The sequence below is a fragment of the Microcoleus sp. B4-D4 genome, from assembly GCF_036705185.1.
In the GTDB taxonomy this organism is placed as follows: domain Bacteria; phylum Cyanobacteriota; class Cyanobacteriia; order Cyanobacteriales; family Microcoleaceae; genus Microcoleus.
On record NZ_JAUBTX010000069.1, the window covers coordinates 13,338 to 29,237 of the forward strand.

Genomic DNA, 15,900 nt, shown 5'->3' on the forward strand with positions numbered 1-15,900 from the left:
CTCCCAGTAATCTCAATCCGGGAACTTCGCCGAATATCACTCCCAACAATCTCAATCCGGGAAGTTCGCCGAATACCACTCCCAATAATCTCAATCCGGGAAGTTCGCCTTATATCACTCCCCGGAGCAACAATTTGTCTCCAAACGGTGGAAATGTCAATGGCGCGGGCACTTTTTGAACTGCCTGGGATGAGTTAAGCTAAGACATTGAAGTGCCGATTCCCTACCCTTCGGGAACGCTTCGCGAACAGGATAGCTTCGCTTCACGCGCTTGAGGATACCTATTGTGTCAAACTTAGTTCAACGCTTAGAAATAACCGCTCACCCGCAACTGGAAAAATCCCTTGGTTATCGAGGAGATAGCCGCTGGGTAGCCTGGGGTTGGGAACCAGACATCGACCAAATTATTTCCAGCGACGGCAAAACAGTCGGTACCGGCAATAATATGGCTTGGCTGGTGTTTTTGCAGCACGATGTAGTTCAGCCTGCTGTACGAGAATACAACTTCGGTGAGGGCGATCGCTACTGGTTGCTTTTAGACAGAGAAACTAGAATTCTCTACGCCGGCGAAGAGAAAGCAGTGCAGAATCTGCTCGAACAGCCGGAAAGTTTAGCTTTGTTAGCTTGTCTCGATGGCGGCCAGAGTTCGCTACCAAACCCTGAAACTTGGCAGCAAACGCTATCTAAACTAACCGCCAAAAAAGCCTTTCGCAACCTGACAAACGCCATTCCTTTCGGCATCGCAGCCGCTTTGATAGGTGCTTTAGGAGTCGGAACCGGACTCTGGGTTGTCCCGGCGGTGCAACAGAAACTAGCCGAAAAAACAACTTTTATTTCCCCAATTAGTTCTACCGCCAACTGCGGGATTGGCGGTTCCGACGATTTTTCGTCTTATGTCGGTTCGTCAAAGGGAAATAAAGAGCTTCACTTAATCGGGGTTTACGAAGCAAATGCCGCTCACGGGAACGGAAAAAGAGCGAAAAGCACTATCGAAGTCAAAGTAGAACGCCGAAACAAGCCAATAATTCTTGCACTTTCCGCCTACGAACCGATTAACTGGAACCTGAATGTAGAACCCGGAGCAGTTATCGAGAAAATCATTGTTAACGGATACCACAACCAAACTGTTTCTGGAGTTTCTGGAGTTCCCATAGAAGAACACAGTTACGAAGAAACCGGAGAGCATATGGGCAACTTTATCTACAAGTGGAATGCTACTCCTGAAAGTGGCGAAAATGACTCTCTAGTCACCAAATTGGAACAGATAAACCGCACAAGTTTAACTTCTTTTCAAGGATGCTATCGAGGTACGAACTTTAGTATTAAATGAGCGCAGCGACAGAAAGTGAAGAGTTAAAACCGAGTCCGATTGAATCAAAAAACCCGCGCGGGCGGGTTTTTTATTAATATTTAAAATTATTGATATTTATATGGTAAAATATCAAGTCCGGTAGATTGCCGCAACAAAAATGATTGGTTCGTTTTTAACAGACCGGACGCGATATAATACCAATTTCATAAAGTTATGCTACTACCGAAAGTTTGACTCGACCCCTTTATAAGGTGGGGGTTGGGGGGATAGATATGTAGCGCTATTTTATAAATTTGGTATAATATGCCGTGGTGTCGTTCTCAATTGTCATATAATGTCCGGTAAATTTAACACCATCAATAAGGTTCGTAGTGAGGAATTTATTCCTTCTTGATGCGGATTAAAGTCCTCACAACGAACCCTTTTGATTGTAAGTTTTTTTCTAGCTCAATATCAATTTCTAGTTCTAACAATGCTAATAAAAACTCTATGAAATACTGGTACGAAACCCTCGCAGTAGCGCAGCGAATTTTAATTGAATTGGGAAGACGGCGGCGCAGCTTAGTCTTGTGGAGTATTTTCCCAATTTCTATCTTGCTAATTAACGCTTTAATTTTAAAAGAACGGGCTAATCTCACTACAGCAAAAGCTTTTGAAAGCGCCGCACCTGCAAGTTTAGTAGGAGCGGCTTTATTTTTTAGCTGTCTCGGCGGCAGCGTAGCAACGGTGGTTTCAGAGCGAGAACAGCACACTCTCAAACGCTTGTTTATTTCCCCCTTGAGTGGCACTTCTTACTTTTTAGGAATTTTTCTGGCTCACAGTTGTATCGGCATCGGTCAGGTAATCTTAGTATATGCGATCGCCTCTTTTTTCGGAGCACAATTTCAAGGCTCTATTTTATTAGGATGCGGGATTATTTTACTGAGTATTATATCTTACGTAGGAGTAGGCTTTATTCTCGGAACGCAGTTTGCGAGGCGCACTGAAGATGTCAACTCGCTAGTGGCGGCTTTCGGCGTTCCTTTGTTGATTTTAGGAGGGGCATTTTTGCCTGCTTCGCTTTTTCCCAAAACTCTGCTGGATATCGCCCAGTACAATCCTATTTATCACATGAACGAAGCGCTGATGGGCGTGTGGGCTGGCGGCAAAGATTTTGCTGATATTGAATCGCATTTCTGGTTTTTGTTTATTTTTGCTGTTTTAATGATCGGAGGCGGATGGATGTCTTATCGGCGGATGTTGAGAGTGGAAAGAAGGCTTTAAGCAAGACCGAATAAACCGGGTTTTTTACTGGATTTGTGGGCGAAAGCGCCGTATTTGTCGTAAAAAACCCGGTTTCTCGCTAACTCTGTGCGATCGTACTATTAAACTTAAGGAGATGTAAAATTTTGCTGCAAATAGAAAAGCTGAATAAATCCTACGGCCCGCGTTCAGTGCTTAAAGATTTAACACTGCACATTCAAAAAGGAGAAATTTACGGTTTGCTCGGGCCAAACGGGGCGGGAAAAACTACAACTATCAATATTTTATGCAGTTTGCTAAATGCTGACAGTGGCAAAGTTTCTATCAATGGCGAACCTGTTTCGGAGTCTACTAAATTGTTAATAGGTGTAGCACCACAGGAAAATTTGCTTTACAAAAGCCTTAGCTGCGAAGAAAATCTCAATTTTTTTGCTCAAATTTATGCTTTAGACCGCAAGCAGCGCCGCTATCAAGTTGAACAATGTTTAAAGGCTGTAAATTTGACTGATAGAGCTCAAAGTCCGGTGGAAACTTTGAGCGGAGGGATGCAGCGCCGTTTGAATATTGCGGTGGCTTTGGTACACCAGCCTAAATTAGTAATTTTAGATGAACCGACAACGGGTTTAGATATTGAGGCTCGTTATGAAATTTGGGAGTTGATTCAGCGCTTGCAATCGGAAGGTATTACAATTTTGCTGACTACTCATTTGTTGGATGAAGCTGAGCGTTTGTGTCAAAAAATTGGAATTTTAAAGAATGGTAGTATTGTGGCTGAGGGCAGTTTGGAGGAGTTGCAAAAACTGATTCCGGCTCAGGAAATTATTGTTGTTAAAACTGCGGAGGAAGAAAAGGCGATCGTTCGCGCTGCAAAATACGGTTTCATTCCCCGCCGCTACGGTAGCGATTTGGCTTTTTGGCTGCCGGAACGTTTGGAATTAAAAGAGATTATTTTGCTTTTTGATGGGATTTCTATTTATTCCATCGCTCGGTATCCGGTGCGGTTAGAACATATTTATGTCGAGGTGACGAAACAAAGCGAACAATGACACAGACAAGGGAGGATTGGCCCGCACTATCCACGAGCCCTACAAAATCCTTCGCGCCGAGAGAGGCACAGCATCTGCATTACCAGGCAGAGCCTGGTAACTGTTGACTGTTGACTGTTGACTGTTGACTGTTGACTGTTGACTCGATTTTATTATTCCGATGCAACCGGAATTGATATAAGTATGAGTTTAGACGGCTTTTGCCCACGATTGCCAAGTTTCCATCAGGCGGAAACCGACTGATTCATAAAGCTTTGTCGCGCCTGTCAAACTGTCAGCATCGACGCTGAGTTTAGCGGTATTTGCACCCGCTGCTTTTAAGGTGTGCAATCCGGCTAACAACATTGCTTTTCCTAAACCCATTTTCCGAAAGTCGCGCCGCGTTCCCAATAGTTCAATCCAGCCGTCTTTTGTGCCGCTGCGGGGATTTTTTTGGGGTTTGATTTGACAGTCGCAGAAAGCTGCAAATTTACGATCGCCCGAAACAGCAATTAAATCTAATTCCGGCTGATAATTTTCGTCTTGCATCCAGTAGCGCACGATTTCGGCAGTTAAATCGTGGTGGTTCCAGTGATCGATAAATGACTGGTTGAACATTTCTACCCAGGGTTGGATATCTTGTTCTCCCGATACGTGTGTCAGCGCAAAGTCTGCGGGAAATTCGGGTGTGGGAATGGGTTCGGCGAGCGATCGCGCCATTGTGAGAAAATAGCGATCGACTTCAAAGCCCTGTTTCTCTAACAGCAGCATCAGATCGGTTTTATCCTCACGGCTGTAGGTGTGCAATTTGGCGGGCAAATTGCGTTTTTTTCCTACTTCGCCCAGGCGTGTTTCTCCCCATTTAATTATGTCTTTTTCTAAGCCTTCACCCCGTACATTTGGATGCACGTAAAACCAGAGACAAGCTTCTATTTCATCGGTGGAATCTGGCATATCTAACAGTGCCAAACCGATGAGTTTGCAGTTACCGTCTTCCCACAATTGGACATCGCGGGCTTTGTCGAGTTGGGGGGCGTCAAGGATCAGCTTTAGTTCAGTTGCTGAAACTTCTTCGCCTAGTCGATCGACTGTTTCGCAATCATCGATTAAATTTGCGATCGCGCACCAGTCACTTTCGCCCTTGTAGGAGCGTGTCGTCAAGATATTCATAAAAAACTTTGCAATCCGTAATTTCGGACTGTTCCTCTTAATCGGTATTGGCAAATGAGTAGAGTAATTCTGACATTTTGCACAAATGTCAACAACAGTCAAGATGGCTGTTCCACAAAAAATTAATTTTGCGTGTAACAGGCAAAAAAGCCTGTTACACAATAAATCAATGTTTTTTTGGGGCTGCAGCAGTCCGCACCTCAACTGATTTTAGTATTAGAGAATGATGTTGATAAAACTCATAAACCTGTTTATATCACCCAGGCTTTCAGGTTTTATCTCATAGCGCAATCATAAAAATTGGTTAGCCCATTTGGGCGGTTTTTTTTATTTGAGTCTGTGGTTAGAGGAACGCCCAACCTTTGCAAGCAGCGTCCTCGAAGTTATCAAAGCTGGTGCTTAAGTAACTGTTGTTTAAATAAATTTAATGCAGCTAAGTAAAGAAGTTTTCACCCCCACCGGGTAGTTGATTTTTACTTTTGCTCTATCTTACAACAAATCCTGTTTCAAGAATTTGTTGCTGCTTCTTTTAACTCACCCGATCGGGGGAGGGGAACAGTTGAAGTTCTTAAAAAATTCCCTAAGTCAACTATAACCGCTCAGGTTTTTTTTTGCAAGTTCGATCTGAGGGGAGTTTTGTTAGTATTAGCCCGATCCTGGTTTAGACGGCAGAAGCAGCGCGCTTTGAAGCGTTCGTAAGTATAGTTTTGATAACTTTTTGCCAGACTTGAAGATTTAACTTTATCCGAACGTTAAACTGACGTTAAACTGCTTTCTGGGATTTGTGTGAGGTAAATATGCTTGACAACCTCGATTTAGATATTTCGTTGGATAAAGAAACCTATGAGGCCAAAATCGAAGTTTTAATGCAGCAGTTGCGATCGCTCCAACAAACCTGCTGGGAAAAAAAAATGCCCGTAATCATCGTACTCGAAGGCTGGGCCGCTGCGGGCAAAGGCGCACTCGTCAAAAAAATGGTGGGTTACATGGACCCGCGCGGCTTTACCGTTCACCCGATTTGGCCGCCGTCAGAGGCAGAAATGGACTATCCTTTTCTGTGGCGGTTTTGGCAGAAACTCCCAGCCCGCGGTCGGATTGGCTTTTTTTATCACAGTTGGTACACTCATCTTTTAGAAGACCGGTTGTTCGAGAGAGTCTCCGAGGCCGAAGTACCGACAATCATCAGACAAATCAACGCCTTCGAGCGAATGATGGTAAACGACGGCGTGGCAATTGCCAAATTTTGGATTCATCTGAGCAAAAAAGAACTCAAACATCGGCTCAAAAAACTAGAAGACGATACTTTACAAGCTTGGCGAGTGCGGCCGGAAGATTGGAAACAAGCCAAAAAATATCAAGAATACAGAACTTTGGCCGAAGAAATGATAACTCAAACCGGCACGGGCCCGGCACCTTGGACGCTAGTAGAGGGCGACTGTCAGCGCTGGGCGAGAGTCAAAGTTTTAACGCAAATGGCAGCCAAAATTACAGAAGCCCTAGACAGACTCCCCACACAATCTGCACCAGTTCCACTGCCGCCTCAAGAAAGGTTGCAACCCACCGAACCAGACTTGCTCGCCCAAGTAGATTTAACTCTATCCTTGTCGCCAGAGGAATACAAACACGAACTTCGCGAAGCACAAACGAGTTTTGGCGAACTGCAACAAAGCATCCACGAAAAGGAAATCCCCGTGTTAGTGCTGTTTGAAGGTTGGGATGCGGCCGGCAAAGGAGGAGCGATCAAACGTTTGACGGACATTCTAGACCCCCGCAGTTACACCGTCAATGCCTTTGCTGCGCCGACGGATGAAGAAAAAGCTCACCACTACCTCTGGCGCTTCTGGCGGGAGTTGCCGACTGCTGGTAAAATCAGCATTTGCGATCGCAGTTGGTATGGTAGAGTGCTCGTCGAGCGAGTCGAAGGATTTGCCACCGAACTCGAATGGCGTCGAGCTTACCAGGAAATCAACGAATTTGAGGAGCAACTCACCAGTTTCGGTTGTGTTTTAGTTAAATTCTGGCTGCACATCAGTCCAGACGAGCAACTAAAGCGGTTTACAGACCGACAAAACAATTCATTTAAACAATACAAACTTACTCAAGAAGATTGGCGAAATAGAGAAAAGTGGAATTATTATGAAGTGGCGGTAAATCAAATGATTCAGCGCACCAACACGCCGACAGCTCCCTGGACGCTAATTGCGGCCGATAACAAGTATTATGCTCGTGTTAAAGTAATTCAAACGGTAACGCAGGCAATTCGGAATCAACTGAAACGCCTATAAATTGGGATTGGTAAATGGGTAACAGATAATGGGAAAATAGCAGGCAGCAGAAAGCAGGCTGGAATTACCAATTTTACAGGCTGCTGGCTCGCTCCATTAGCAATTACCAATCAACCATTACCAATTATCAATTACCAATTAACTCTCAGCAATCTGTAACCCGCCCCAAAACGGGTACCGTGTCCCGACTATCTTGTTTGGAGATTCTAACATTTTAGAGCGAAGTGCCAGCTCCCAGATTTATCTGTGGAGTCAATCTAAAATCTAAAATTATTCAATTCTTCAATCGATTGACTGGAAGTAGCGGGCTTGCAGCCTGCAACCAATAGTTGAGAGCTGAGGGGAATCGAACCTTTCTGAGAAATGCGATCGGACTGGGTTATTGGCAAAAATTAAAAACCACCGATACCAGTATTTCCTCGCGCAGCTAAATGCGCGATCGTTTCCAGACTTCCGTACTAATTTATGAAGACACAGAATATTGCAAGATGCCAGAACTTTTAGCTCGCATTCTATTTCTATTCCTCCTCTTCTCACTGATCAAATCGTGGTGGGATCAATCAGGAGGCAAAGACAATCCATTAATAGACAGGCTGCGCGTTTTGCTGCTGATCAGCCTTTTGTTCTTGGCTTTTTTCGCGCCAGATACGCCAGTCGGAGCAGCGATTTTCGGCCTCATAGCCTTCTTCTTTAAGCCGCTTGGTTTTTCGATCACCCTGCTGGTGATTGCATCGGCGCTGATTACTAACGGAGGTATCCGCAACCCGGCACCGAGAATGATCCTGGCAGCACTGCTAGTTTTGATTCTTTCGAGTATGCCAGTTGTCGCTTACTGGTTCGCCGATCAAGCTGAACGGGATGCGGCTGCTCGCACAGTTTGCTGCGACGAAACAGCAGCGGCGATCGTCCTCCTCGGCAAGGGAACGACTAACGGCCACACCGCCAACCAAGAAGCGATTCAACTGGCAGACACAGGCAATCGCCTGCCCTACGCTGCCGTTTTGTACAAAAAACAATTAGCACCTTTGGTGATTGTTACCGCCGGGCCCAGAGCAGATTTACAGAATTATACTGGCGAAGCAAAGGATATCGAGACTTTGCTGGCAAGCAACATGGGCGTGCCCCGCAACAGTATCGTTCTCGACGATAACGGCCGCAACATACGCACCAGCGCCGAGGAAGTGAGAAAGATCCTCGACAGCCGCGGCGTTGGGCGTAAAGTAATCCTGGTCACATCTGCGATTCAGATGCGCCGCGCCAGCCTAGCTTTTGCAAATATGGGAATCCAGGTGATTCCCAGAGCCACCGACTTCTACACTTACCAGCCCGTGTCAGGAGGGAAATCGAGACTGCGCTTAGACGCGGCAGATTTTCTGCCTAGTGCAGAAGCTTTGGTAACTACGACGCGAGTATTCGATGAATATTTCGGGTCTTTTTATTACTATATGCGCGGCTGGCAGGCTCCCAGAGCCTAAAGTGGCAAGTTGCTGGTGTTTTTCTTAGGCAACAGCGACTGCTCCCCAGATTGGTTTAACATCTCATGAGAATGAGACCTTTGTGGGGAGCTGTAATTTCTGAGTCCTGCGGGGTCGCCGACAGCAAAGTTGGCAGTTAATAAGAACACCGCCCAAAATATAGGCGCTTCCCACTCGGATTTTTTTTGGGGGGGGGCTGGTGGGGTTGTGACAGACTCAACGTTGATTTTGATGTCTAGTTTGCCTTCGATTTCTTTACCTTTGAGAACTCCGTCCTTGCACACACCCTTAAAAATCATGGGAGCGGGTTTTGGTGCTTCTGCTTTCGCTTCATCTGGCATTGTTTTGTCCTGATTTTGGTAGATCCGGTTGGGTAGTCATTCTTAAAGGTTCGGGGGTTTTCCGGGCCGGATTCCACGAACTCTTTGAGAATTAAGTTGAATATGCACCCCGCCCCTGGCTGGGGATTAAACAGAAGAACCTGAAGGCCTTTCAAGTTACTGCTGGTTGGTTGTGGGTCACAGCGCTGTCAGCCAAGCTGCTTATTATATATCTGGGTGAAAGAGAGGTTTTTATGCAAAGACAGATTTTTTCTCAAAAATTGTCAGTAAATTTATTATCTCCGCGCCGATGAAAATGTCAACACATTTAAAGCAGAGCTTGGTTGATGTCGTGTCAGAAACCCAGTTTCTTGCAATGTCTCAACTGGCGCAATTATTTTAAGAAGCAGATTTCGGACTCAGATAATTTTCATTTTTATATTTTCCAGTCCCGATGAGGAATGACTTACTGTATAAGGGTTTAACATTTGTCTGCTGTTGCATGGTTTTTTTGACAATGGTATGAAAAGCCCGTCGAGACTGCTCATTTCACTTTTCAAACGCTCTAAATGTAGATGAAGCTTGAAAATACATATAGCCTTTCGAGCTCTCATATGAGGTACGCGAGCGGCATAGGGCATAAGGCATTGGGCATGAGGCTATGGGCATTGGGCTATCCTCACCACGTTTGAGAACCGCTATATTTGCGCCTACGGACTTAATCGACAGTGAAAAAATCCACTAGCAAACTATCTTCCCTGCAACCAGAACAACTGGCAGCTTGGGTAAAAGAGGCAATTAATCGCAGTAAATCCGGTCAAATCCCCGCATACGTACCTCTGCTTGCGGAAGCCGACAGACAAGAGTTTGCCGTGCAAATTCGGGCAATTGACGGTAACATTTTGAGCTGGGGCAGCATTGCTAAAACATTCCCGCTGATGAGCGCAGTCAAGCCCTTCGTGCTGCTTTATTTGCTGTGCGAATTGGGCGAAAAAACGGTTTTTGACTGCGCGGGCTGCGAGCCTTCGGAAATGCCTTTCAATTCGCTGACTCAACTCGAAACAGATGGAGGGAAGCCGAGAAATCCGATGATTAATAGCGGGGCGATCGCCCTAGCGTCTCTGATTCCCGGTAACAATGCTGTGGCGCGCTGTCAAAACTTGCAAACTTGGCTGAACCAACAAGCAAACAGTCAGTTATTTGTTGACGAGTTAATGCTGGATTCAGTCAATCAAAAGCGGAATCAAAATAATCGGGATCTCGCCTTAGCAATGCTCAAATTTGGTTATCTGCAAAACGCCGAAATTGCCTTAGAAACCTACAATCGAATTTGTTGTTTGTCGGGAAATGTGGAGGATTTGGCTAAGCTGGGAATGGTGTTGGTAAAGAGTGACGAAGCACTTTGGGAAAACTGCCGCACTGTCAAAGCGCTGATGGCTACTTGCGGTTTGTATGAAGCATCCGGTCGTTTTGCGCTGCGGGTGGGACTGCCGGCCAAGTCGGGAGTTAGCGGGGCAATGCTTTCGGTAATTCCGGGCGAGGGTGCGATCGGCTGTTACAGTCCGCCCTTAGATCGAGAGGGAAATTCTGTCGGTGGCTTATTTCTATTGGAACAAATAGCTAAAGCTTTGCGGCTGAGCGTATTTGATTAAATAAGATTGCTGTTGAATTGCTCTTAATTTCCTTGAGTTATGGCGGGGAAATATTTGGCTGTCTGGGATTCGGGATTCGGAAGGTCGATCGACCTTTTCATATCATATCCGATCGATTACCATCACAAAAACAGTTCGCAGTGCGGCGGGCAAATTACCCGCCCCACAACAAGATTGAGCTTAATATTGAGGAACAGACGAATCTACTTCTTGACTCCAAGCATTAATCCCGCCCTTAACATTAATCCCCTCAATTCCCGCTTCCTTCAAAATGCCCAAGGCCTTCGCAGAACGCCCGCCCATTTTGCAGTGTGCAATCAAGCGGTGCCCGTTCAACAATTCCTTGACTTTTGCAACACCTTCGCCGTGTTCGATATCCGGTAAAGGCACCAAAACTGACCCAGGAATTTGACCAATTTGATACTCGTTGGGATTGCGAACATCCAACAGTACAAAATCCTTCGCACCGCTATCGATTAACTTTTTAAGTTCGGTGACAGTCATCTCAGGAATTTGCTGTTGTTCTTGCGCTTCCTGGTCTTTAGCTTGAGGAATGCCGCAGAATTGTTCGTAATCGATTAACTTTTCAATTACGGGGCGCACTGGATTCGGCCGCAGTTTCAATTCGCGGAATGTCATTTCTAGGGCATTGTAAAGCAACAATCTGCCGCTCAAGGTTGTGCCTTGACCCAAGATAATTTTGATAGCTTCCGTTGCTTGGATAGAACCGATAATGCCGCACAAAACGCCTAAAACGCCACCTTCGGCACAGGAAGGAACCATCCCTGGAGGGGGGGGTTCGGGGTACAAATCGCGGTAATTCGGGCCACCTTGGTAGTTAAAAACTGTGGCTTGTCCTTCAAATCGGAAGATGGAACCGTAGATGTTGGGTTTGTTTAAGAGGACTGCAACGTCGTTCATCAAATAGCGAGTCGGGAAGTTGTCCGTGCCGTCGATGATGATATCGTAGGGAGTGGCAATGGCGATCGCATTTTCGGAACTAACGTGAGTATTGTACAAATCAACTTGACAAAAAGGATTAATTTCTAAAATCCGATTTTTCGCCGAATCAATCTTCGGCTTCCCAACCCAAGAAGTGCCGTGGATGACTTGGCGCTGCAAGTTGGAATGGTCTACAACATCAAAGTCTACAATCCCAATGCGGCCAACACCAGCGGCTGCTAAATACAGCAACAGCGGCGAACCGAGTCCTCCCGTACCGATGCAGAGTACGCTGGCTGCTTTGAGGCGCTTCTGCCCTTCCAATCCAACTTCTGGGAGGATGAGGTGGCGAGAGTAGCGTTCGTATTCTTGTTTGTTGAGCTGGATCTCGTCCAGATTAGGATTTAGCATGATATTCTGTTATAGGCCGATTTTGAATTATATCCTATCTAAATTTTTCGCATTTTTGCGTGTTTGTTATTTTTACTAACTATTTCTTAATCTGAGTCGGTTCGACTGCGACAATTTCCTCTGCTTGAAAGTAGCCCTCGGAGTCGAGACTCCAACTGCGGAGTTCTTGTGAACTGCCTTGTCGGACGGACACTATGATGTATGAGTATTGGGCCCAGGCCAATGTGCGATCGCACTCCGAGGGCACTGCGGGATTATCTGGGTGAGAATGGTATATGCCGATGATGTCTAAATTGCGATCGCGCGCGTGTTTCATCGCCCGCAACATATCTTCAGGTCTAATAGCATATCTGCGTTGTTCTGTCAATTCTTTTTGTTCTGGCCAATTCTCTTCAGCTTCGGCACTCCAAGCGTTGTCAGTCGGCACAACTTCTACTACAGTTTTCACACTTTCTGCGATCGTACCTAACAATAAACCGCAGCATTCTTCTGGATAAGCGCTTTCGCCGTGGGTGCGGATTGATAACAGGTGTTCGGGGGTAAGTGCGATTTTTTGCATTTTATTTTAGGCTTTTTTTTAATGAACCGCGAAGACGCTAAGGACGCGAAGGAAGAGAGGAGAAGGGAAGAGAAGAAGTTGATGTAAGTGTGTGTATAATTCGTGAATCTATGGTGGGCCGCGCACACCCTACTGGTTGATCTATGTGTACAATGTACGCATAATTTGTAACTGTAGGGTGTGCACTCCACGCCTTATATCAAATCCGGTAGCATCGTCCTGTATTCATATCTCTATTCTCTCTCTCTGTGTCCTCTGTGTTCTCTGCGGTTAAATCATTCCGATGCAACCGGAAACGATATTACGGGTGATTGCTATCAAGTTGGTGTTTGCTGCAATTCGGGCCGTTCGTCTGGGACGATCGCATTTTCGACTGGACAGACTTGCAGACAAATGCCGCAGTCTATGCAGGTATCAAAATCAATCCAATACCAATCGGTGCCTTTGACGTTTTTGCCAGGGCCTGGGTGAATGCAAGCCACCGGACAAGCGCCGACACAATCAGCAACTCCTTCGCAGATATTTGTAACGATAGTGTGCGCCATGTTTCTATTTTAGTTTTTAGTTTTTAGTTTTTAGATTTGACATTATATCATGTCTGTCTAATTACAACAATACAATTGGTTCGTTGTGATGACTTTGGTCAAGATGGTTTTTGGCTGACTAAAGTCCTCACTACGAACCAATTTTTTGCGGATTTAATTCCGCACTCTGAACCTGTTTTTTGCGGATTTAATTTCGCACTAGGAACCGTCTTTGTTATAACTAATTGGGGGGACGTAATGTTAGGATTTAGCTTGACAATCGAGCTTAATTTACTGTTTCAATTGTTGCAGCGCCTTCGGCATTTACCCAGGCAATTTGACCAATTCTACGATCGCGTGCGTATTCCCTGGCCGCCTCTTCGTTTTCCCTATTCTCTAAATCTATTTCTACCCGGATTGGGGGACTGGACTCTCTGAGTTTGCGGGCATAATCAAAGGCTGCTGCGGCTGCTTCAGGAGTTTGAGGCACGATCAACCATTCGCTGGCTGGTGTCTCTGCGGGCAATTGACCCCCTGTTAGCAATACTTGGTGCAAATCTTCGATATTCAGACAAAACCCGATGCCGGGGGAGTTTTGGCCTTGGGGATCGAACAGTCCCAACAGTCGATCGTACCGCCCGCCTTGTCCTAAAACTCGCTGTCCGCTTTTGCTGCTGCTGACAACTTCAAACACTATTCCAGTGTAGTAGTCAAATGTTTGAATTAAACTCAAATCGAGGTGGATGTGAGATTTTAAATTGGGGATTTTTGCTTGACATTTTTCCAGCAGTTCGATCGCACTTTTGAGTTCATTTAATGCGGCTTTCTGTGGTACATCTAAATCCAGCTTCGCCACAATCTCCAATACATCTTCTGGGCGGCCGCGCAGGTCAAACAACAGCAGAGCTCTTTCTCGCAATTCGTCAGAAAGCGGCAAGGTTTCCAAGGCTATTCGATCGAGATTGGCGATCGCGTGGCGCACTTTTTGCCGCACGTTTGGCGCAAACGGTTCTAGCAATGTTGCCGTCAAGCCCGCTTCTCCTAGCACCAAATGCCAGTCATCAATTTCTAAGTTCTGCAAGCACTCAGACAGCAGCAGCAGCACTTCCGCATCCGCAACGCTTCCCCCCGCGCCGAGGAGTTCTACCCCGGCTTGATAGAACTCCTGTTGCCCGCCGGAACCCGTATCTGTTCCTTTGCGGAAGACGTTGGCGTTGTAGTAGAGGCGCTGGGGCTGCCAGCGCGTCCCGGACATCCGCATCGCAGCCGCCCTGGCGATGGATGCTGTCAATTCTGGCCGCAAGCCGAGTTCTCCATCTTCGGCATCTTGGAGTTGAATTAAGGTCGATCGGTCGATCGCGCCCCCAGCCATCAATGTCTCCAGCCTTTCTAGAGTAGAGGTAATAATCCGGTGATAGCCCCAGCGGTGAAACACCTGCTGCAAGCGCCGTTCGATCGAAATTTTTTGAGCAACGTCAAGGGGCAATAAATCTCTTGCACCCGATGGGGGTTGGTGAACCATATCAATTTTAGAGTTTAGACTTTAGATTTTAGATTGGGCTTAGAAGCTTAGCTTGAGGGACGGTGTTAAAGTCGAAGCAGGCAAGCCTAACATTCGACTTTAACAAATTAAGGTATCATATCGATTTTAGATTTTAGATCTAAGATTGGGCTTAGAAGCTTAGCTTTAGGGGACGGTGTTAAAGTCGAAGCAGGCAAGCTTAACCTTCGACTTTAACAAATTAAGGCGTGATGGCGTTTTGGTTTGCATGGGAACAATCATTTTTCCCGTCAGTGCGATCGGATGTGATATCACCAACTCTTGATTCTTTTGACCAAGATCGCTTCACTGCTGAGCAGTTTACCAATTTCTAAATATTCCTGACTCACAACTCACAACTTCTCACTTCTTCTTCCCGCTAAACAAACTTGCAAAAAATCCTGGTTTCTCTTCACCTTTTTTGGCTTTTGAGGCAGCTTGTTCGAGCTTTTTCTTAACCTCCAAAGCCGTCGGTTCTTCAGGATTTGATGCCAAAGCTTTGTTCATCTCAAGTTTCGCCATTGTCGCTTGATTTTGCTCAAAGTAACACATTGCTAACATAGCGTGAGCCTTGCTGTGTTTTGGATCGCGCTTCAGGGCTTCCCTCAACTCCAAACTTGCTTTAGCGTAATTTTTGCTGTCCATAAATCCTTGAGCTCGGCGGCAAGATCCGTCAGCCACCGAGTCTACTGGGGCTCTGGGTGGCGGAGGCGGCGCTGGAGTTGCGGAGGCTGGAGTTGCGGAGGCTGGAGTTGCGGAGGCTGGAGTTGCGGAGGCTGGGGTTGCGGAGGCTGGTTTTGTTGCGGTGCTAGTTGGTGGGGTTGCTGATTTTGTGGGCGAACCGGTTCCAACCGCACCGCCAAGCCGTTCTTTTCGCAGCAGGTAAACCATGTTTAGTTCGCTAATTTGAGCGATCGCCTCTTGCGTTTCCTCAACAGATTCGTACTGCTTGAGAGCTAGTTTGCTAACTGCTGTTTTGTAAGCTTCTTCCAAATTTTTAGCGGTAGTTAACTCTTTAGCTGCTGCACTTTCGATGTGCATTTTTCCTTGTTCTTTAAGGACACGCTTACTAATGGCTGCTAACAGCAAGCTGTATTCTTTGCGATCGCTTTCTTTGGAGAATCTATTGTAGGCCGGATTGACCACTTTTGACAAAAATTGGTTGGCCCAATCTTTATCGGCTTGGCTTTCAAAAGAGCAAGTATCCGAATGCAAGCGTCGGGCAATTTTCATGTAGCGCTTGCGGATGTCGTTAAACTCGGCGTCTAAAGGAACTCCCAAAATTGCGTGCTGATCTGTAAAATCGTACTTGAACAACCCTTTTGTCATTTCAAAAGACATAACTTTTACTCTCGCTTTCCTGGCTTTGTTAGAGTCGATAGGGGCATTTCTACCCCTACCTCTCCTTCAGAACCGGACATGAAACTTTCGCCTCATCCGGCT

Annotated in this window: 13 protein-coding genes; 6 read left to right on the forward strand and 7 right to left on the reverse strand. The window is 46.1% G+C overall.

Features of this window, described 5'->3' with window-relative positions; translation table 11 throughout:
* Positions 1-286: 286 nt before the first annotated feature.
* The 3 genes from QUB13_RS28440 (at position 287) to QUB13_RS28450 (ending at position 3,600) form a co-directional block, all read left to right on the forward strand.
* Entirely contained in the window at positions 287-1,330 is a 1,044-nt protein-coding gene (locus tag QUB13_RS28440; RefSeq protein WP_333387946.1) for a hypothetical protein, read from the forward strand.
* A gap of 471 nt (positions 1,331-1,801) precedes the next feature.
* The gene (locus tag QUB13_RS28445) at positions 1,802-2,575 is read left to right on the forward strand and encodes an ABC transporter permease (protein WP_333387948.1); all 774 of its coding nucleotides are present in this window, start codon (positions 1,802-1,804) and stop codon (positions 2,573-2,575) included.
* Positions 2,576-2,700: 125 nt separating this feature from the next.
* Complete coding sequence (locus tag QUB13_RS28450) at positions 2,701-3,600, forward strand: ABC transporter ATP-binding protein (RefSeq protein ID WP_333387952.1); 900 nt, start codon at positions 2,701-2,703, stop codon at positions 3,598-3,600.
* Between the two features lie 189 nt (positions 3,601-3,789).
* On the opposite strand, the gene QUB13_RS28455 is transcribed toward QUB13_RS28450, so the two are convergent.
* On the reverse strand, positions 3,790-4,749 hold the full coding sequence (locus QUB13_RS28455; RefSeq protein WP_333387955.1) for a GNAT family N-acetyltransferase: 960 nt from the start codon (positions 4,747-4,749) through the stop codon (positions 3,790-3,792).
* 797 nt (positions 4,750-5,546) lie between these two features.
* On the opposite strand from QUB13_RS28455, the gene pap reads away from it, so the two are divergent.
* Together pap and QUB13_RS28465 are read left to right on the forward strand one after the other, a co-directional pair.
* The gene (gene pap / locus QUB13_RS28460) at positions 5,547-7,034 is read left to right on the forward strand and encodes a polyphosphate:AMP phosphotransferase (RefSeq protein WP_333387958.1); all 1,488 of its coding nucleotides are present in this window, start codon (positions 5,547-5,549) and stop codon (positions 7,032-7,034) included.
* A gap of 431 nt (positions 7,035-7,465) precedes the next feature.
* Positions 7,466-8,509 carry a YdcF family protein gene (locus QUB13_RS28465; protein WP_333387960.1) on the forward strand — a complete coding sequence of 348 codons (1,044 nt, stop codon included), beginning with the start codon at positions 7,466-7,468 and terminating at the stop codon, positions 8,507-8,509.
* Here the strand turns inward: QUB13_RS28465 and QUB13_RS28470 are convergent.
* Entirely contained in the window at positions 8,506-8,850 is a 345-nt protein-coding gene (locus tag QUB13_RS28470; RefSeq protein WP_333387963.1) for a hypothetical protein, read from the reverse strand. The genes QUB13_RS28465 and QUB13_RS28470 overlap by 4 nt on opposite strands.
* Positions 8,851-9,557: 707 nt before the next feature.
* On the opposite strand from QUB13_RS28470, the gene glsA reads away from it, so the two are divergent.
* Positions 9,558-10,481 carry a glutaminase A gene (glsA, locus tag QUB13_RS28475; RefSeq protein WP_333387967.1) on the forward strand — a complete coding sequence of 308 codons (924 nt, stop codon included), beginning with the start codon at positions 9,558-9,560 and terminating at the stop codon, positions 10,479-10,481.
* A 180-nt stretch (positions 10,482-10,661) separates the two neighbouring features.
* On the opposite strand, the gene moeB is transcribed toward glsA, so the two are convergent.
* The 5 genes from moeB to QUB13_RS28500 form a co-directional block, all read right to left on the reverse strand.
* A complete protein-coding gene (gene moeB, locus QUB13_RS28480; RefSeq protein ID WP_333387971.1) occupies positions 10,662-11,834 on the reverse strand; it encodes a molybdopterin-synthase adenylyltransferase MoeB in 1,173 nt (390 codons plus the stop codon).
* A gap of 79 nt (positions 11,835-11,913) precedes the next feature.
* A complete protein-coding gene (locus tag QUB13_RS28485) occupies positions 11,914-12,393 on the reverse strand; it encodes a M67 family metallopeptidase (protein WP_333387974.1) in 480 nt (159 codons plus the stop codon).
* Positions 12,394-12,710: 317 nt separating this feature from the next.
* Entirely contained in the window at positions 12,711-12,938 is a 228-nt protein-coding gene (locus QUB13_RS28490; protein ID WP_194010874.1) for an indolepyruvate ferredoxin oxidoreductase subunit alpha, read from the reverse strand.
* A 265-nt stretch (positions 12,939-13,203) separates the two neighbouring features.
* The gene (locus QUB13_RS28495) at positions 13,204-14,439 is read right to left on the reverse strand and encodes an ATP phosphoribosyltransferase regulatory subunit (RefSeq protein WP_333387977.1); all 1,236 of its coding nucleotides are present in this window, start codon (positions 14,437-14,439) and stop codon (positions 13,204-13,206) included.
* Positions 14,440-14,820: 381 nt separating this feature from the next.
* Positions 14,821-15,798 carry a J domain-containing protein gene (locus QUB13_RS28500; protein WP_333387980.1) on the reverse strand — a complete coding sequence of 326 codons (978 nt, stop codon included), beginning with the start codon at positions 15,796-15,798 and terminating at the stop codon, positions 14,821-14,823.
* Between the last annotated feature and the right edge of the window lie 102 nt (positions 15,799-15,900).